The sequence below is a fragment of the Paenibacillus sp. CB74 genome, from assembly GCF_055687625.1.
Genome location: NZ_JBVMUS010000002.1, coordinates 418805 through 438909 on the forward strand (window position 1 = coordinate 418805; position 20105 = coordinate 438909).

At 38.2% G+C, this 20105-nt stretch carries 18 protein-coding genes, 1 pseudogene and 1 riboswitch; of the genes and pseudogenes, 3 read left to right on the forward strand and 16 right to left on the reverse strand.

What is annotated here, in order from left to right:
- Positions 1-209: 209 nt before the first annotated feature.
- The 8 genes from asnB to ACX9NY_RS32190 all read right to left on the reverse strand — a co-directional run bounded on the left by asnB (position 210) and on the right by ACX9NY_RS32190 (position 9506).
- Positions 210-2105 (reverse strand): asparagine synthase (glutamine-hydrolyzing), encoded by a 1896-nt coding sequence (gene asnB, locus ACX9NY_RS32155; RefSeq protein ID WP_472479694.1) that lies wholly within the window; start codon positions 2103-2105, stop codon positions 210-212.
- A gap of 213 nt (positions 2106-2318) precedes the next feature.
- Entirely contained in the window at positions 2319-2792 is a 474-nt protein-coding gene (locus ACX9NY_RS32160; RefSeq protein ID WP_472479696.1) for a C40 family peptidase, read from the reverse strand.
- A 5-nt stretch (positions 2793-2797) separates the two neighbouring features.
- Positions 2798-2931, reverse strand: a riboswitch (cyclic di-AMP (ydaO/yuaA leader).
- Positions 2932-3101: 170 nt separating this feature from the next.
- Positions 3102-3809 (reverse strand): response regulator transcription factor, encoded by a 708-nt coding sequence (locus ACX9NY_RS32165; protein ID WP_472479698.1) that lies wholly within the window; start codon positions 3807-3809, stop codon positions 3102-3104.
- A gap of 110 nt (positions 3810-3919) precedes the next feature.
- Positions 3920-5311 carry a sensor histidine kinase gene (locus tag ACX9NY_RS32170; RefSeq protein WP_472479700.1) on the reverse strand — a complete coding sequence of 464 codons (1392 nt, stop codon included), beginning with the start codon at positions 5309-5311 and terminating at the stop codon, positions 3920-3922.
- Between the two features lie 178 nt (positions 5312-5489).
- Positions 5490-6119: a nitrite reductase gene (locus ACX9NY_RS32175; RefSeq protein WP_472479702.1), complete on the reverse strand. Its 630-nt coding sequence runs from the start codon at positions 6117-6119 to the stop codon at positions 5490-5492.
- Between the two features lie 209 nt (positions 6120-6328).
- A complete protein-coding gene (locus ACX9NY_RS32180; protein WP_472479704.1) occupies positions 6329-7231 on the reverse strand; it encodes a WD40/YVTN/BNR-like repeat-containing protein in 903 nt (300 codons plus the stop codon).
- A 277-nt stretch (positions 7232-7508) separates the two neighbouring features.
- Entirely contained in the window at positions 7509-8495 is a 987-nt protein-coding gene (gene spoIIP / locus ACX9NY_RS32185) for a stage II sporulation protein P (RefSeq protein ID WP_472479706.1), read from the reverse strand.
- Between the two features lie 444 nt (positions 8496-8939).
- Positions 8940-9506, reverse strand: a complete 567-nt coding sequence (locus ACX9NY_RS32190) for a YdhK family protein (RefSeq protein ID WP_472479708.1) — start codon at positions 9504-9506, stop codon at positions 8940-8942.
- 370 nt (positions 9507-9876) lie between these two features.
- On the opposite strand from ACX9NY_RS32190, the pseudogene ACX9NY_RS32195 reads away from it, so the two are divergent.
- Positions 9877-10063 (forward strand): annotated as a pseudogene (locus ACX9NY_RS32195) (hypothetical protein); the annotation flags it as partial.
- A 366-nt stretch (positions 10064-10429) separates the two neighbouring features.
- Here the strand turns inward: ACX9NY_RS32195 and ACX9NY_RS32200 are convergent.
- The 7 genes from ACX9NY_RS32200 to ACX9NY_RS32230 form a co-directional block, all read right to left on the reverse strand.
- On the reverse strand, positions 10430-10969 hold the full coding sequence (locus ACX9NY_RS32200) for an NAD(P)-binding domain-containing protein (RefSeq protein WP_472479710.1): 540 nt from the start codon (positions 10967-10969) through the stop codon (positions 10430-10432).
- On the reverse strand, positions 10908-11138 hold the full coding sequence (locus ACX9NY_RS32205; protein ID WP_472479712.1) for an NAD(P)-binding protein: 231 nt from the start codon (positions 11136-11138) through the stop codon (positions 10908-10910). Before ACX9NY_RS32205 ends, ACX9NY_RS32200 begins: the two co-directional genes overlap by 62 nt.
- Positions 11139-11367: 229 nt before the next feature.
- Positions 11368-12063: a hypothetical protein gene (locus ACX9NY_RS32210; protein WP_472479714.1), complete on the reverse strand. Its 696-nt coding sequence runs from the start codon at positions 12061-12063 to the stop codon at positions 11368-11370.
- Positions 12064-12357: 294 nt separating this feature from the next.
- Positions 12358-13323, reverse strand: coding sequence for a CBASS cGAMP-activated phospholipase (locus ACX9NY_RS32215; RefSeq protein ID WP_079350253.1), 966 nt, complete (start codon positions 13321-13323; stop codon positions 12358-12360).
- 1 nt (position 13324) lies between these two features.
- Positions 13325-13786, reverse strand: a complete 462-nt coding sequence (locus ACX9NY_RS32220; protein WP_079350254.1) for a type II CBASS E2 protein — start codon at positions 13784-13786, stop codon at positions 13325-13327.
- Entirely contained in the window at positions 13783-14799 is a 1017-nt protein-coding gene (locus ACX9NY_RS32225) for an SMODS domain-containing nucleotidyltransferase (protein WP_472479716.1), read from the reverse strand. The genes ACX9NY_RS32220 and ACX9NY_RS32225 overlap by 4 nt, the downstream gene beginning before the upstream one ends.
- A gap of 218 nt (positions 14800-15017) precedes the next feature.
- Positions 15018-15362 carry a helix-turn-helix domain-containing protein gene (locus ACX9NY_RS32230; protein WP_472479549.1) on the reverse strand — a complete coding sequence of 115 codons (345 nt, stop codon included), beginning with the start codon at positions 15360-15362 and terminating at the stop codon, positions 15018-15020.
- Positions 15363-16155: 793 nt separating this feature from the next.
- Between ACX9NY_RS32230 and ACX9NY_RS32235 the strand changes: the two genes are divergently transcribed.
- A complete protein-coding gene (locus tag ACX9NY_RS32235; protein WP_472479718.1) occupies positions 16156-16800 on the forward strand; it encodes a hypothetical protein in 645 nt (214 codons plus the stop codon).
- 1 nt (position 16801) lies between these two features.
- Positions 16802-17089 (forward strand): hypothetical protein, encoded by a 288-nt coding sequence (locus ACX9NY_RS32240; RefSeq protein WP_472479720.1) that lies wholly within the window; start codon positions 16802-16804, stop codon positions 17087-17089.
- Here ACX9NY_RS32240 and ACX9NY_RS32245 read toward each other — a convergent pair.
- A complete protein-coding gene (locus ACX9NY_RS32245; RefSeq protein ID WP_472479722.1) occupies positions 17086-18459 on the reverse strand; it encodes a replication-relaxation family protein in 1374 nt (457 codons plus the stop codon). The genes ACX9NY_RS32240 and ACX9NY_RS32245 overlap by 4 nt on opposite strands.
- Positions 18460-20105 lie beyond the last annotated feature (1646 nt).

The window sequence follows — 20105 nt, forward strand, 5'->3', positions numbered from 1 at the left end:
AGACGAACATTCCTATTGCTTATTGCTTTCTCCTATTTGGGTGGCATAAGAAAATCCCCCGGTATAATGAGCTCATTTTAACATGATCTCTATCTCGAGGGATTGATACCATCAGCTTTTCAAAAATGTTGGTCATTTTTGTTCAGCAAAGGCTCGTTTTTCGTTTTTGTTTTCTCATCTTCTTTGGAGAACTTTATTAAAGATAAGGATTATAAAATCATTCTTTTGGAAGAAGGAACGGAAAAGGAATACACACGATCTTCAATATATATTTGATGCCATAAGATAAATACAAGGATGGTCCACAATTTACGGCTTGCATCCATTTTCCCTTCCTTATGGATCTCAAGTAGCTGCAAGACATACGTTTTATTGATCCATTGATCTACGTCTGCCGTCATAATCAGATTTTTAGCCCATGTGTACCATTCACTTTTCAACCATACCCTGGTAGGTACAGGAAAACCTAATTTTTTTCGGTACTGTACATCAGGTGGCACCACACCTTTCATAGCTTCACGGAGCAATAATTTGGTTGCTGTAGGTGTAACTTTATACTTTGTTGGAATTGTAGCAGCTAACTCAAATACTTTTGTGTCCACAAAGGGAACCCGAAGTTCCAAGGAATTAGCCATCGACATTTTATCTGCTTTCATCAGGATGTTTCCACGCAGCCAAGTATGAATATCAATATACTGCATCTGCGTGACTTCATCATATAACTTCGCTTGTTTATAAAGCGGCTTAGTCACCTGAAGAGTCGGTTCACATACCCCCTGTTTCGTTAACCATGGTGCTAATACCTTATCTTTTTCATGATCCATAAAAATTTTCGCATTCCCAAAGTAACGTTCTTGTAGAATAAGACTACCTCTTTCCAAAAATCCCTTGCCTTTCATGCCGTCGGGCATTAACCTTCCAAGATGTCCTGCAAGACTTCTCAATCTTCCTGGAAGATCCTGAAACATACGGAGAGCATAAGGTTCCTGATAAATGTTGTAGCCCCCAAAAAATTCATCCGCGCCCTCTCCTGAGAAGGCCATTTTAACATGCTGACTAGCCAACCTCGATACAAAGTAGAGACCCACGGCTGAGGGGTCTGCTACTGGCTCATCCATATGCCATATTAGAGAAGGTAGTATATCTATATAGTCGCGGGCATTAATCCGAATTTCATGATGCTCAGTCCCCAAATAAGCGGCTGTCTTTCTGGCATCATCCAATTCACTATATCCTGGCATATCGAATCCAACGCTGAATGTTTGGGTTGGTTCCAATTGATGAAGTAATCCAACTAAACTGCTTGAATCAATACCGCCCGATAAGAATGCGCCCCTGGGGACATCTGAGTTCTTGTGAATACACACCGATTCCGTTATTACCGATCGAGTCTCCTCTACTAAATCGGAATAGGACCTGTTTTCATTTGGCTCAAACTTCACTTCGTAATACGGTTTAATGATCAATCCATGATCCTGTACAATCAAATAATGGCCGGCTTTCAATTTATGGATTCCTTTGAACATGGTTGAAGGTTCAGGTACATATTGAAATGTAAGATAATGATATAGCGCATTTTCATCTACTTCCCGATCAATCCTGCCTGAAGCCAGTATCGATTTAATTTCAGAACCAATCATGTATCCAAAGGCGGTTTCACTGAAATATACAGGCTTTATTCCGAAATGATCCCTTGCCGCAAATAAAAGATCTTTTTTTCGATCCCATATGGTGAAACCAAACATGCCCCGTAAATAGCTGACACATTTAATTCCAACGTCTTCGTAAAGCCTCAGCAGCACTTCAGTATCCGAATCTGTATAAAATGTATAACCTTTTTGGCTTAACCAATCCTTCAACTCTTTATAATTATAAATCTCCCCATTGAATACAAGCCAAATATCTCTGGTCTTATTGGTCATGGGCTGCGCCCCGTGCGCGATATCCAGTATACTTAATCTCCTGAAGCCCAAACCGATATGATCATTGATGTACATACCTTCATCATCTGGGCCACGATGAGCTATGGAGTCTGTCATATTTTGCAGAAGGTTTGCATCTACTGGCATACGATATTTGTTATATATACTTACAAATCCACACATTTGGCTAATCTCCTCTATTCAATATAAGATTAGTTTAGCCTTCATGTATGTGGAATTTGTGAAAATAATATGGTCTGTACTATAAATCACAGTTTCCTTAGTTATCTATTTATTTTCAGGTTTTGTTCGACTAAAAATGATGGTATCTGTTCAGAGGTAGTTATGAAACAAAATGGACAAACCCGTGAATTACTCACGAGCTCGTCCATTTTTTTAATGACTATCGTCAATCATTTTAAGGTAGTTCTGCTCGCTAACCACTCGGCGAGCTGTAACATATCTGGTTTTATAATAACTTTCAGATAAGCTACTAATTCGAACACCTTTACTGCTTGAAGAATGTGCAAATTGATTATTACCTACATAAATACCTGCATGGGAGATGCTACGACCATTCGTATTGAAGAAGACGAGATCTCCTGGACGGAGTTCTTCTTTCTCTACAAACGATCCCTTCTTTGCTTGCATACTGGAGGTACGCGGCAAATCTAATTTAAACGCATTAAATACATACAAGATAAAGCCGGAACAATCAAAACCCGATGTCGTTGTGCCGCCATATAGGTATGGTGTTCCAACTACTTCTTTTACTTCTGCAGTTAGTTTTGCCTGACTAGCAAATGCTCCCGTTGCAGTGGACGTAAATAAAACTGTTGCTCCAAGCACCGACAAAATTACTTTTTTCAAACTCTTGTTCCTCCCTTTGTTGCCTACGGAGTTAGCTTAAGGATTCGGTTAAAGGATCCCTATATTCTTTTTGTGCAAGAATAATTCACCCAACAAATGGTTCCCCCGTTTTCAAGACGAAATTCGGCAAAAATAGTTAAAAATTTGTAACCATAATGAGTATTATAGTTTTAAATTGTGTGGATTTTATGTAGAAATTTCGTAAATCTTAGTCTACGAAAAAATGAAGCGACCGCCCCCTGTCGAATTCAGGTAAGCAATCGCTTCTTAACGCATTCCTTTTTTTGTTAACGGACAATACAGTATCGCTCACGGCCCCTCTACACTATATAACCACTTATAACCTATACCCCAAACCGTTTGAATGGGGTTTTGGTTTAATCCAGCCAACTGCAGTTTCTCGCGGATATTTTTGATATGAGTATCAACGACTCGATTATCCCCGAAAAAATCATTTCCCCACAGACGTTCTATGATTTCATCTCTAGAGAAGACTCTTTGTGGATTTCCCGCCAATATAAGCAGGATATCAAGTTCTTTTTGGGTAAACTCCAGACCTGTGTCTAATACCAACACCTGTCTTCTATCTGGATAAATAATCAGATCCGAATACACGATCTTTTTACCGGCTTCTTTTAAGCTCGAAGACTGAGAAGAACGTCGAATAAGCGCATACAGGCGAGCAATAAGCTCATCCGAATTAACAGGTTTCACCATATAATCATCTGCTCCTACACCTAACCCATGTACCTTATCCTTCACATCCCCTCGAGCTGTAAGCATCAATATTGGTGTTTCACTAAAATCTCTGATTTTTTTACAAAGATGCCAACCATCCATATCCGGCATCATAACGTCTAATAAAATGACATGATACGAATGTTTCTGAAGATAGGACAGAGCTTCGGTTCCATTATGAGCTTCCGTAATATCAAAACCTTCTTTAGTTAAATAAATACGCAAGAGATTTCTCATATTCCATTCGTCATCAATAACTAATGCTTTCAACTTATTCATACGGTCACCACCACCCAATAAAATCTATAACATCATAGCCTACACCAAAGGCCATGAACTTTTTCTTCTTACTGTGACTTTTAAAATCATTAGCTCATTTGATTCACATATTATAATTTAAAGCTATGTGGTTTCAATGAAGATGTGATGGGAGGGAAAAATATTTTAAATGATGTGCCCACTCCAATCTTACTCTCTACATTTATTGTTCCTCCTTGTTGTAACACAAGACTTTGAACAATAGACAGCCCAAGTCCTGTTCCTCCATATTCACGTGACCTAGATTTCTCAACTCTGTAAAAGCGTTCAAATATGAATGGAAGTTCTTCAGCTGAAATCCCTGGTCCGGAATCGCTAATATTAATCGCTACTCCACCTACTTCGGAAGTTAGTGAAACTTGGATATTCCCATCAGCTGTGTAACGAATTGCATTATCCAATAGGTTTAAAATGATCTGTTCTAACCGATTGGGGTCCACAAAAATATGGGGTACGGGACTCAACTTACTTTGAATAGTAAGATCTTTCTCTTGGGCTTTTAATTGAACCTTATCTATAGACCTCTGGATGATCGAAGTGGGTTCGACTGACATTAGCTTCAAGTCAATTTTACCTTCCTCCATTTTAGACAGTTCAAAGAGATCATTTATGATTACATTCAAACGTTGTGCTTCCTCTGAAATAATTTGTAGATATTTTTTCTTTTCTTCTTCATTTTCCACAAGATCTTTTGCCAAAATATCCGCATACCCTTCCAAGTAAGTAATGGGTGTCCTCAATTCATGGGAGACGTTGGCAAAAAACTCAGAACGATTATCTCGATATTGCTTTAATTCTCTAGCCAGGTCGTTTATGGCTTGTGACAATGAACCAATCTCATCTTTAGTTTCTACAGGAATTTTTAAATTCAGTTCTCCTTTGGCAATCTGACGAGTTGCTTTTTCAATTTTTAACAAGGGATTAGATAATCTTTTAGATAAAAAAAAGATGCATCCCATCGCGAGCAACAGTGATCCAATGCCGGCTATAAAAAGTAAATTTCTGATCGTTTGGATCGATTCTTTCATGTTTTCTAGAGAACTAATCACATAAATTCCTTTGACTGTTGGAATTGTGGTCACGGGGATACCATGAAGCAAGTAAAGTTTGTTATTAAAAGTGAATTCTTTTTCCACCTTCTGCCCTTCTAACAATTTATCATTCTCCCAGATATATTCAGGAAGGGTAGGAGTGCCTGAAGCCTTTGATTCAAGGAAGGTTCCTTTTGAGCTCAAAATATACATCTGTACCCCCGTAAAATCGGCCATTTGTTCTGCACCGTTACCTTGCTCCTCAAGCATAGAGGACAAATGTGCTGCTAACTCGTTGGCTTCATCGTGGACTTTAGATGATAAGAAATTCGTAAATATGAGGTTAAGTACAATACTTAGCAATATTAAAATTCCAATAAACAAACTGAAAATGGTAAAGCTCAGTTTCAAATGAATTTTATTCCATGTCAAATGCATCACCTTTTTTATCGTTATTAAGAAAACAAAACAGTCGCCAAAATGGCGACTTCATAAATTCTCCCCTCAGAAAGGACGAGACTATTTTTTACTTTGAACAGTACTATGCATTAAATTTAGATATTACAATGGACTTTCCCCATTCAGTGGTTGATTTCATTTTCGCCATTTACTATAAATTTAAAGCCACTCCCTTTAATTCTTCAACAGAGATTCTCTTCAAAAACTTACTGAATTTTTCTTTACCTTTTGCGTGTACTTTGTAGTAATCAATTATGTTCAATACAGTTTGTGTCACTTCCGCCTCCGTTAAACCAGCTAAAAAAAGTTCCGCTAAAGAAGCTTTAATTCCCTTTGGATCTCCACCAACATAAATATCGAATTTCTCTTTCATTTTAACGATGCCGATATCTCTCAGAAGGGGTTCACTAGTCCCAAGTGCGCAGCCAGCATATCCGACCTTAAGAGGTGTCGGTGTCAATATACCCGCTATAGCTTTATTTAATTTTTGAGCAATATCTAGTCCAGCATCCTCAGCTCCCCTACAGAAGTTGCAGGCTATCAAGCTCTTGGTTGCAAAACCTGCTGGGTTTACCTCAAGTCCAATGCTTCGAAGATTGTCCGTTATAATCCTTTCCGATTCAACCGATACTTCAATATATAATTGTTTAAACAGAGTCATTTCAGTCTTTTGCTCTGGACCCATAAGTTTACTAATGGCTGAAAGTTGTTCCGCAGTAAATAAGCTTCCTCCTACTTGAACCGGTGGAGAAACCGCAATCATCAACCTTTCATTGTCCACCTTTTTTTCCCCTTTAACCGATTTATTTTTCCTTGGATACCTTGATCGTAATTTAACGACTTTAGTATACCCCCCTATGGTATTATATTCAACCCTTTCTTTTCACTACATAGTATGATGAAAATTCTATTCAACCTATCATTATTGACAATATCCTTACAGATATCCATCTGTCCGTAGTAAGGATCGGATTATATCTGAGCTGTTCTTCATGATTCCCTTAAAGACCATTTTGCTCCACCATCATTGCTTTCATAAACCGAATACTGATCTGTCACGATGATCAGCCGATTTGGATCTTGCTTTGAACCTTTGATCCCCAAAGGCATCTCACCATGTAAGTCTACCTCAAGGTCAGACCACTTTTCTAAATCTGTAGATTTTAAAAGACCACTTTCTGTCATGATAATCGTGCCTCCATCGGATAAAGAAAGTACCTCGTATGCTGGCTCGTTGGTAATCTGGATTTGCTCTATATCGCTGCCCTTGATGTTATAGCGAACCAGACCTGTTTCCGTAGCAGCCAAAATGGTTTCTGTAGCCGAGGGAAGTATGGAAATGGAATAAGCCCCTTGAGGTATGCTCCCGACATTTTGCCACTGTTCACCTCCATCTTTCGTTTCATACAAATTTTTGTCAGCACCAGCGAGCATCGCAAATAAATGACTTGAGTTCTTCGGATCCATTGCTAAATAGTGTACATCCGGCTCATTGGGTTTTGCTTGACTTGGAAGACCATTCTCAGCAGTTTCCCAGGTCTCCCCGCCATCATTAGAACGTTTTACAAATCCATGCCCTGCAACAATAATGTTTAAGGGATTATTGGGATTCGTTTCAATTGCCATCACATCACTTGTCATAAGATCTTTAAAAGTTCGCTGCCATTTTTGATCTATAAGTTCATATACTCCGTTATGAGTACCCATCCATATGGTTGTATCATTGGCTGCATAACTAAAGATATGAGGATGGGTGTTGGTCTGGGCTGTTAATACATCCAAATTTGATTCCTTTTTAACCCCTCCCCAAATAGCAAAACCGACAATCACCACTAATAATAATGCGAAATAAAAGCCGATACCCAAGGTAAACCCTTTTTTCTTTATAGGCATGTACCGTTCTCTCCTCACCACTGATAATGTTAGGTCATTATAGAGAAAAATTGTGAAGATTCTGCGGGTTTTAGCGTAGAAATGAGGAGGAAACTCTATTAGTACATGATGGTATAGCCTAAAAATTATTCATTTAACAGCTTGAGCCATATGGTTAAGCTTCATGGATGAATATAGCCAATAGTCATAATTTCGACTTCGCTTTAAATTGGGGAGAAATCGCAATAAAAAAACCCAATCAGCGAAAGCTAATTAGGGTGTGGACGATATCTTGCTACTATGAAAGTGTTGATCCATGGTCTTCATGCCAGATTTGGTGAATTACATCGGCCAATATTGAAATCGTCCTGTAATTTTCTTCTAATACATTTTCTACACCGCCGATTTCGATAAGGGCACTAGATTCAGCAAGCGATTGGTTGTATTTTCCGTTACCATTAGAATGATCTTTTGAGTATATGCCCTTCGATAATCCTGGTATTTTTTTGTTTAATTTGTTTTGTAATCTGGTGGCAAATTTCATCGTTTCTTTCCAGTTGGGATTTTCCTTTCCTACAACAAAATATAATTGCGCATAATTAAGCTTGTCAAAAACAATGGTCGTTTGATCTTTTGGTTGTGAATCACGATGGATATCAAAAACATAGTCAATGGATTTGTGGTTAGACAATTCCTGGCTCAACGTAGTCTTTGAATAACTGTAGGATTTAGCGTATTCGAAGTTCTTGACTATACTCGGATAGTCTACAGTAGATTGAATCACATTCATCCCTTTCGCTAATAATTTATTCGTGAGGTCCTTTCCCAGTAAGGTGACATTAGTATTAGAATCAAATGCTTCATCGGCAGAGGTTTTGCCTTGCAGCTCTGGTAACCAAGATTCACGATTATGAGTATGATAAATAAGAACTTGTGGTTGGGTGGATCGAGAAGCACTTTTTTGATGGGTTATATTTTTCGTTACAGATACGTTGTTTGGCTTCTTAGTCACATGCTCATGGTTTGTATTTTCTGTTTTAGTCGGAGGGTTGGTTAGCTTATCTTCAGAATTCTGCGTGTTCTTACTTAGTTTGGGTATCTCTTTTGATACTGCGCCGGCCGATTGATCTGCAGTGATATCCTTTACCTCTACCTGACTGCGTTGAGGTAAGATTTCCTCTAATGGAGTTAAGTCAATGTACATAGGGATAACTTTCAAGGAGATAATGAAAGATGATAGAAATGTAAAAACGACTAACTTTCCCATTCTTGTTTTTCGAGCCATTTCGTTTCTCCCTCTCTTTTTCATTTTGTCTCTATTATTTCTATTCACTTTTTCATAGAATAGAACAACATTCCTATCCCAGCCCACAATAAAAATAGGAAGGCTCTCATAGCTTTCCTATGGATTTATATAATCTAGTCTGTTCTCTTTTGGCCATATATATTTCATAGTTATAAATCCCCTTATGTTTACACCGTTTTTAGAGTGTCTGTTCATAGGGACAGTTATCGACTTAAGGGCTGAAATTTGTAAAAAAAGGTACTCCGATACTTCAAGGACATATCTTTAAAAGGTAAACATCAATCTTCCCTAAACATAAATTTAATTTTGAACACTAGAGACAATTAAAGTATGTAATTTAACTTCGACCCAAAATTATAAACCTTGATGTTGCGCAGAAAAAGAAAAGAATGACGTCATTTCTGACGTCATTCCATACGGGGTCTATTTTGTTGAAAGCTCACTCTCTACTAACCATTGGTGATTTTTAACCGGGTTTCCACCGTTAGTTGGTGTATAATCCACCATATAAATTGTTGTCTTCTCAACCGAGTCAATAGTGGCCTCAGCACCCATCATACCTTCCATATGTTCAGCTTCAAGGGTAACTTTGGTCCCTGGTTTTAAGGGCTCGCTACCTGCATCTTTGAGTTCTTCTTGAATAACCCACTTATGATTCGGTATTGGATCACCTCCAGTCGTTGGAGTAAAAGTTACTGCGTATGCTACTGTATCATAAGCGCCTACTACGTTTGCCTTTGCTCCGTCCATACCTTCCATGTGACTGGCAAGAATGACGGCTTCGTCTCCAACTTTATAGGTCGGATTCGCGGATTCTTTTAACCCTTCTGGAACTTCACCCGATCCTGAATGATCCATCTCACCCATATTCGAATGCTCGCTTTCTGAGCCCGTATTGGAATTGTTAGTGTTCTCATTGTTTCCACATGCACTTAAAACCAATATAGCTGCCAAGCTAAGTAAAATGAATATTTTTTTCACTGTTGTCACACACCTTTACTTTAATTTTTTTTTGTGGGTGGGTATAGTCGAGGCACTCTAACATTTTACCCAAAAACTTTGAAGATATTGTGAAGATTTCCCTACTGATCATTTTTATTTATAAAGTAACACTACCGTTATGCTCTAGGTCACTTTTATCGCAGGAAAAAAAATTAGCGAATTTTCAGTTCTCTACAAAATCCTGTAAAGCTCTCAAGGTAACCCATATATCTCTCTTTTCATCAAATTAAACTCAGGTATTAGCGAAATTCCTTTTTAAAACCATATTTTCTTTTCGCACCTCGTTTGTCTTCTTGCGCACGGTGTAATAATAGGTTGCCGCAAGTCAGACATCCAGCATCTCCGTCTTCCTGAATATATCTACTCCGCTACATCGACATTCAGTTTAAAAGTACTTGCACCACAAGTTTATTACGTACTCTGCAGATGACTTTAACCCGCCAATTACGCCGCAATTGACTTACACTCCATTTATAAGTTCCAACTTGCTAGGTACGATTCGTGTAGGACCTGAGAACTTTGACGGATTTGTTGTTTCAGATTAATTAAAAACAATAAGAATGGTTTGTTGTGACTCTGTATATAATGAACGGAACCCCTTTCAAACGGTTTGTTAAAAGGAACCCTCACTTCTGGACGGCGGGGGTTCTTATGTATGTAAGAAATATCCCGTACAATTCTTGAACATTTGCAAATTATGTCGATTTAGACCATGAAGTCTACCTACCTAAATCAGATGCCCACCATTATAGGCGATGGTGGGCATTCTTAACGTATAGAACTGCAAATTTAGGATACACTAAAAATGATCCATTAAAATAAATGGTCAGAAACAACACACTGGGCTATTCGTAGCTCCGGTATCGACTCCATTCCCTAATTCTCTGGAAAGGCCAATGGCCTACCTGCTATTAAAGCCGGCAGGCTTTTTTTATTTGACGGATTGTAATATGAAGTGCGACACCTACTGGAAATAAATAAAAAGGGCAAAAGTGAATATCTTGGCCCAGGAGGCGGTGTGGAATGAGTGCCACCGGCTCTCGCACGGCAAGTTTGGTATCGGCTACTCCCGATAATTCCATGGCAATCTGAACCGCTGAATTCCCTCTTCCTATGACAACGACCTTCTGATCTTGAAATGAAACCGGAGTGCTGTAAGTTTCAGAATGTAGAATTGAACCTGTAAATTCATCTTGCTTATTTATTAAATGCATAAAGGGTCTGCAGTAGGAGCCAGTAGCGGAGATCAGCTTCCGTGCAAAATATGTCTTTCCCGCGGAAGTCTCCACTCTGAAATAATCGTATTCTTTAGATACGTTCTCAACACGACTGTAATAAACTAAAGGTAATTCAAAATGAGAGGCATACTCCTTCAAGTATTGAATGACCTCATCCCGATGAGGATAAGCGATCTCCCGGAGATGTAATGGGTAGTCCTGGCAGAGATGCATAGATTGCCGGGGAAAACAATTTGAGACTTTCGTAATTCTGGGGCCATGCCCCTGCTGCATCTTCACCTGCCTCTAAAATTAAGAAGGACACCCTCTTTTTCAGATGATACCCAGAAGCCAACCCAGCCTGGCCCCCACCAATGACAATGACATTCAAGATCTGTTTCATATTCTATTCTCTAAAATTATTTTCATTTTGCAAGTATAATTTAAAAAGGAGTTCTTTCAAATTACTACAACGATTTAACTGATTATAGTGGATAAAATTTTCTCTACAATACTGTGACCTTAAACCTTGCATTGCGTTCTTCTAGGCCTTGGCTTCCTCTTTATTCAAACATCGGTATATGTTCATTTTAAAGATTTATTTGCAAAATACAATTATTATGATGAAAGACTTAGATCTGTGATTCTCGACTTAACCTAGCGTATAAAAATTGTTTCTGATTTATCTGGGTAGCTAACCTTCGCTCCCTGGTAAGTTCCATTAAAGTATATGCGCTTCTTACATCTGATATTTTCTGTATCTGTTGAATCTCAGGTAGAGAAAAAAATCCTCTTGCCGCGTACTCTTTTACTTTCGACATATCCACACCACCGCGACTTATAAGTGGTTCATTTCCCAGATATTTTTGCACGTGTAAAGAGCTTATCTCCGGATCGGACTGAATCAAAGAAATACTTCCGACTGGCAAGATCTCTTTACGTTTTTTTTGTTCCAATAGTCCCTGAAGAGCTCGTTTACGAATAATCACCCACGAGTCGAATAAACGGTTATACAGCCACTTATTTGATTTCCATTCAATCAACTGCGAATGGATCGACTGGTTCACTAGTTTTAACTGGTATACATCAAAATCATAAGCAGACTCATTCCTGTTTCTTTTTGGGGTAAACCTTATATAAGGCTCTTTCGGTTTACATAGGCCTGAAATAAGCACCTGCTCATGCGATAGTAGTTCCCTCCATTTTATGTTCATGACTTGCCCTATTACACCATGATTATCGAAGCACTCCATTAATTCCTTATTGTGCTTCTCATATACATTCATCGAACTAAATGAACCGACAATCCCTAATTCAGTCCACTCCATTCGTCTTAAGCCTCGTTTGATTTGATCCTCTCCTATAGATACTCGAAGTAGATCCATACATTTTTTTAGCTTTACCATCTTACTGTACTGTGAGTTCTCCACAAATTCCTCCAAAGCTTTGAAAGGCACTCCCATTTCCCCTTTTCGTCAAGTTAGGATCATGTATTAACTAATTTCATTTTTTTAAACACATAGAAAAGAGCAATCTCAATGTGATCGCTCTTAATGGGAGTGTATCGAATTATTAATTATCTATTTTCATCACTGATTGAAATGAATGTGACGTCCAAAATACTACCCGACTGATTTAGTGGCACTTTGTAAGAACAATGAGCTTACTTTCATATAAGAACTTATAAACTGAGTATCTGCCTCGTGTTGTAATTCATTTAGCTTAGATAACTTAGTTTCAGATAACCTCATCGGCTGCTTCAATTGAAAATCAACACGATGTATATTCTCATTTAATAAATGGCCGGCAGTGTATGCTGCACTAGTCGTTTGCAGTTGCATGGTAAGATCCACAATTCGATCTCGATACCTAATGAGTGAACTCTTCTCAGCTATCTTATTATTCACGTTATAGATATGAGATCCTGTCCCCAATGATAGCATTCTTATCGTACTCACATCATAACCAAGAACAAAAGCTTCAGCTATACCCACTAAAGCCGGATTATTAGCCCAGAGTCCTCCATCAATTTTACAATCATTGCCGTCGATCGAAACTGCAGGAAAATATGTTGGAGCAGCTGAAGTTGCTAAAGCAACATCTGACATCAGATATTGAGCGTCATTAAACAAGTGCTGACAGTGTGGAGTTTTGAATACTTTGGGCGAGGCCCTACTATGCTCAACGGAAGGAATACATAGCATGGTTTGAGCATCAATCATCTTGTTATCTTTAAATACCTCTGCCAGTTTTTCACGTAGCCCCGTATTCTTATATTGGTTAGTCAATATACCTCTCATACTAAACATTCTTTTCTTGAAAATGTTTTGCGCGTTAGATACATAAAATGTGACTAACTCATCTGCTGGTATCCCAATAGAGAGCCCTAATGCCAATATTCCCCCAGTCGATGTTCCAACGATCATGTCAAAATATTGATTTACGGGCATGCCTGTCTCTTTCTCAAATTTCGCTAGATATCTTGCAGGGAATATTCCTCTAATGCCACCCCCATCAAGAGATAATATGCGTAAGTTTTTCCCGTCACGTGGTATCCAGCCATTACTCTTAATTTGCTCCCAGTTCACATCAAAGCCCCCTACCGATTTTTCTTAAAATCTTTTCTCCTTTGGAAGAATGAATGCTATGGGGGGCCTCAGGTCCCCACCAAACCCCTGTCTCTAACCAGATTTCATAGTAATATAGCCACTCACAGGTCCAAGGAATGATCGTCTTTGCAATTAGTTTATCCTTTTTATAACTCTTATCTGGTGGATAATACAGACACAAAGAATTATCGTCGTATGTATGCGGACTATTTTTTATAATTTGCGGATGTGTAATAAACACTTGAGGGTATTCAGATTTATAAACAATTTTGACTGAATAGCTTTGCTGCATATGCGTGGATATTAATCTGCCACTCCACTGTTTGGCGTCATCTTGATATTCGAACTGAGGAAAGTACTTTTTTATCCAGAAGTTTTGCAAAGCTAAGTTTAATGAGTGTACGCGTCTAGGTGGAATTCTTTTTTTTCGTTTCTTTATCATTGGTTGTTCACCCCAAAGAAACGATGCTTCGGTGAGTTAATCCCCTCTTCTGTGTTTAATAGGCCACTTGTGTTTACTAAAACAGCTCCCGCATTAATTCTAGTTGACATTGCAGATGCTTCATTGAGCTCTATCGGGAATTTATCAAAGATAGCTTGCCACTTCTTAATACTCTCAGCTTTTTTACTCTCATCATAGGCATCCTGAACGTCATCTTTTAGATTGGAAAGCTTTTTCTTGAATTTTTCAAGTTTTTCCTTATCCCAATCCCTTGCCAAATTTTCTTCGGTTAACGAAGGATTTTCAATAAAAACAGTATCATCAAGTTGAATATACGAATCAATATCAATAAGTATTTGCTTTATGGTCTCTAACAAGCTTTCGGCTACAGAATTCTTCCCAACCATACTATTTCCGATCAAAGTAGTTAATAATATTGATTTTGGAGCTGTTTGTTTACCTACCTTATGATCTCTCCAATATCTGAGTAATTTTGTGATTTTCCTAAATTGTTCATTATGATCATAGTGAACATCTCTACACCATTCTTGAAACCCTTCGGGATTAGTCTTCTTCCACTCGCCCTCTTTTTTACTAGGTATTAAAATATGGTCGTTATCTGACGTCTTAGCTAAGACGATGTCCATATGAAAATCACTAGCATAATTTATACGAACACAACGATCTCTTGCCTTGATTTTATCTTTGTAACTCTCATTTGTTTTCATACGTTTAACAAGCCAATCTAATGCGTCTTTAGGAGTTATATCATCGGCTAAATCAAGCTTTAGGACAACATCAACATCAAATTCTTCTCCCTGCTTCTGAGGTCTAATTGAAGTTTTAGTAGCATAAGAACCTTGGAGAAAAAAATCAAGATACTTCTCCTTAATCTCATCATCATTCTCTAGAATATTATTCCAAGTTTCATATGCACTATCGATTCTGTCTACCCGAGCAGGATTTAATGAGATATCCCCAAGTAGTTGCTTGAAATGATCAGATAGTTTCATGATTTTCCTCCTAAAATTCGTTTTACACACTAATTATAGTGTCGATAATACATTATAACACAATATATTGTGTATGTACTGTTGATAAGAAGAATTTCACCTTTTCAATAAGTAACTTATTGATGCCTGACAATAAAAAAAGATAGTGTCTGATTATTTCTCTCAGCACTACCCTCTTACTATATTATTTATTTGAAATGTAACGCCTCAATAAATCTTTACTTTAAATGATATCGATGTATTTTCAGCTTGATAAAGTCTCTAATTTCATCCTGGTCACTTGGTTTTAAATTCCTATATTCTGAAATAAGTCTGACTTCACTATCTCCAAGGCCTTTACTGATAGATACATCACTGACTTGGTCAAGTCCATAAACTAACCAATAGAGATCTGTTTTAAATTGATCGTGAAGTGCCATAACAATGTCTAACGAAGGTTTATATTTATCTAGTTCCAACTCACTCAGTGTCCCCTGAGAAACCCCAATGATTACTGCAAACTCCGTTTGATTATACTTATGTAGCTTCCGGATGCTTCTAATTCGTTCTCCAATGGTGGACAAATTAACAACCCCCTACAAATTAAAGAACAGTCCTGATGACATTTAATCATCAGGACTGTTTAATATTACTCTACAAGTTATTGATTTTATTAATCTTGATCGTCATTTCACTTACCAACTATAATGTCCATTTACCAACTATAATGGCAATTGTCAAACTATAATGTCAATTTACCAACTATAATGTAACTGAACACGCGTAGTGTTTCACGGCATGAAATAAGGGAAGATTGCAAACTTTGGGGGAATTTCCGATTTTGGCGCTATCGCAAAGTATCATTCTTTAATAAAGATACCATTTGAATCTTCCCCTCATACTAAAGAGGTAGGCTGAAACCCTTGCTACACAAGGCTTTTCGGGTTTTGTTCACACAAAAGTTCACGAAACTGATAAAATCCTCGTCTTTCATATCTCTGATGCTATAACGATTACTGTATAGAGGAGTAGATACGATCATATCCTTAACGGTTATCTTTGACAACTAACCTGATAATTCAATGTTGAAAGTCATGATCGTTCAGCGATGAGGGCGGGCGGTGGTTTTTGCATTTTTCTTTTTTATTTTGTATCCGAGCTCTTTAGCCAGGGCTATTGTGTCCTGTGCGAGAACCTTAGCATTCTTCCCGGTTAGATTAGGGAACACATTACTTCTCTTTTGCATTTTGGATTCCACCCATCTGTTTTTTCTATAAGTATGAGCAGATTCGCGTTCTACCATACCTCCCTATTACATAAATTAAAATAGGAACTCTGGCACGGAGTGCCGACGATAACAGTATGAGAGGAGTTTGAATGATGACTGAGAGGATGGTAAAACGTAAGCAACGCTCAGATAAGAAGATCCCCATTGCTCCCTATATACCGGAGGTCTATAAGGTATGGATACATCGGATTAGTAATGTTTTAAATATTTCCGAAGGAGAAGTTGGTGCCCTACTGGTTACTACTGCAATTCAAGATGAGGAATGTCTGAGATTCTTTAGTAATTTTTATAAGAGGGATTACACAGTCGGTAATATAACTTTCATGGGACACATGGATGCGAAACGGATTGAAGAATATTTCGATGTTACTGATTTCCGTGTTCGCTTTAAAGTAAGAGTCAATAAAGAGATTAACGATAAACTAAGTGAATATCAAATCGCATTAGGGACTTCTTATTTATCTCATGCCACTCATGCTCTACTCAAGTATGCTTTGCATAAGGATAGCCTTATGAATCGAATTGCACCAGGAGTGGACAAGCAAGCTATGCTGTTAAACGCTCAACCACTGGGGGGGCAGACGAGTTATACCTCTGCCCCTGCTGTGATAGTTGAGGCTTCACCTAGTGAGGTCTGGCAAACAAACGCAGTAAACCTGAAGGAGGACGTTATCCATAGCCAAGACACTTCGCACAGCGTCTGGAGCGTCCTACATCGTAAAGGGGGTAAGTAGTATGCTAGCAAGCGCTATTGGTGCTTGGATACGGGAGCACACGAAGTATAGGCTGATATCCTTCCGGATAAAAAGACATAGCCACTATCAACTACAAATGATCTGTGATGCCATTAATGAAAAAATTGATGTTGATTATGAGATTACTCCGGAGATGCTATCTTCTCGTGTGATGCAGACTTTTATTGAGGAAGCATTTTCGGATAGTACATCCAGGATTGTTGATGCAATCGTTCCAGAATTGCGAACTAAACGTAGCCACGTTCGAAAATCAAGGAAATCCTCTTAATGATTTTTGCGTGTTCTGTACATCAAGGGATTATTTAATATGGGTTGATTCGTTTGACCATCAAACCATAGATTATTTTTAACATCATGAAAGATTAATTTGCTGAATATATTTCTGGTTTCTTTTTCTAATAGGGTTCCTTTGAAGGGCAGTTCGTTAACCTTGTTGTCGTAATAGCACAAGACTGGTATTACATCGGTAATCTTATCGCTTTTCCCGATAGTTAGCGTGCTGAATTTTTTGTAGAAGTCTATAGCTCGTGCAAGGCCAATACTCTCATAACCATCGTAATTTTCGAACAAGAGCACTTGATTTGTTAAATCTGGATTCTCGACGATGATAAGGTTGGGTGACCAGTTTCCTAAAATCAATTCATCTTCAGGCAATAGCTTAACAAATGTATTCTTACCGTTTTGATTTAGAATCCCCTTGAATCCGGATTCTTGAAGGAGATAATTCTTAAGATTACTCTTAAGCTTATCTTGGAGCTGGTATTTGTTTATTTCCGCGGATACAGCATCATTAAGTGTTGTGTTGTTAGTCAGACGTAGATTAACTAACGAAGCATACTCTCCCATTCTACTGATAAATGCAACTAGAACAGATGTCCAACGTTTTTGAACATAACTAGCTGCAGAGTGAAACATGATTGAATTTGGGGTGTCGTTCGCTTCATCGAATTTGATCCCTTCAGTCACGTAATCAAGATACTGCCTATAAGTTTCAAATTTATCAGCTAACTTTTCTCCCCTTTCTGTAGACATGTCTACTTCTAACCAGTAATGATCTCGATGACCAGGCCGGATTATCTTAAACTCACCATCTGGTCGGAAAAACCGTTTGGTTGTTTTCCCACTTTTCACAGCGAATTCTGTTGATGCGTATCGGTTGTCGATCCAATCATATTCGTATTGATAAACACCGGCATAGTGCATCATTAGAATCTGAAAATGAGTTGTGAGATCATGATGAGCAAATCTGTCTTGAGTGGGTTTATACAGAGAGTAATCAAAGTAACCATAATCTCCTTCCCATCCACCTGCGATCAACGCGGAATGCTCCTCGATCTCTAGTATCGTATATGCCGTGTTTAAACCCTCTTGCGTCAGATAATACACGTACTTAGGTGTATGTATGACCTTAAAAATAGCGACAAGCCCCTTCTTGGTTAACCCATTTAGAATTTTAGCAATGTATTTCACCCTACCGGTGTAGCCGTTTTGAGCGGTATTCAATGCTGAATCTGCCTCCACTAGTGCTGGCTCTAATATATATGTGAGTTGTAAGGCTGTACCGCTTCTGAAACGAAACAGGTTTGTGATGATATCAATTTCTTTATTACTCAAATACGCATGACCAATGGTAGGCATAAACTCGTTCCTCTCTATACTGTCTGATTAATGCTGAAATAAGACGTACCTTTGCACGTATTTATTCACGCATGAAAAATACTCCTTTGTTTCAATCCTTAAAAACTAGCAAAATCGGCGCCAGAGAGCAAATTTTTCGGACCGATCTTATATGATTTTAATCTATAGATTTGATAGTGGAACCTACTCTCTCTGTTTCTCTTTCTATTGCCCCTGTTGTTTACACTTCCGAGGATTCACAGGAATACACAATCAATTCCACCTTCTACAACTCCAATCTATCGATTAGAAAACATGTGGGAATATATCGAATGTTAAATTAAGTTAAGTTAACTTAATTTAACTTAATTTAATTTAACTTAAGTTAAAAAATAACCATTATATGGATGCATATCAGTGTTTTTTCCCCTTTTCAGTCAGTGTGGCATTGAAAATGCCTATATTGAGTCCATACTCCTTGATGATCGGTAGTCACGTACTATAGAAAAATGACTTTTGTGAGGTAGCATGGGCATTAGAGAGTTTAATTGGTTGTTTTAATCTAATGTCCTTCCAATGGTCCTATCTCTTATGTCTTTCATCTCTATCCTTTACCATTGTCCTCTGAGATGTAAAAAGTAAAAGAACGAAGCAGTACCCACTTGGTCCTGACCCGTTCTCTTTGTTTTAGATCGAATATTCTTTCGTATAAGTTCTATCCAGTAAGAAGCCATCGTTATGGGGGCATTAAGAAACTCATCTTATACGGATACTCTAACCTAATGTTTGTTACAAGTGATCGAGTCAATGAGTCTACATGGATTTGAAGATATAAGCCTAGCAGTGGGAAACTGTTTCAAATAGGTCATTTAAGTTCGAAGAAGACCGAGTGATGACAAAATGAAAATGCATGGTGCTAGCGTAGGTCATTAAATCGTGGATCGAATAAATACTATCTATTTCTTTCGCATCCAATCCCAGTATGAGCAGATGACAAAGTAAGCATCTTTAGTCATAACGTAGTTTAATATGAAGCATACTTTGTTGGAAAACCTATATCTTAGAAGCTCTATAAACATTCATGAGAACAATCGCATCATGAGCTAGATAATGTAAAAGTAACGTATGTAGCCTACGGTAATCCTTCACCAGGGTGATGAAGAATCACGAGCAATAGCCAATGTGCTACGATAACAGCCCTCTTCCATTGGTCAGGTGCTTTTCAGTACGACCTTATCGCTGAAGTAGCGCAAAGTCCCTATCAAGACCACTGTAAAGCTTCTGACTCACTAGTTGTATGCTGAGACGATTTGTATGCTCAATGGAGCTTAGAACTGAATGGTAATAAATCACCGAAACTTCGAGTCAGTGATCACGTTTCTGGTCTTCTCAACATTTATTGAGTATTCCACTGGTCGATGGTGGTCAGAGAAGCAAATTTCCTTTAGATAGATCAGTTATATATCGTCCGGAAGAGGTAAGTCTTGTGCAGCGTTCTGATATGGTTAGCTAAATAGCGTTCAGTGTTGTGTCTCGTTCATACCGCCTTGTGTATCAAGGGTCGAGGTAGGTATAGCCATCATCTCTCAATTCAACCTGGGTTCTATTCTCATACTCCGTTGCTGATTGAGGCAACAACGATATATGCCCTGCCCTCTCTACAAAGG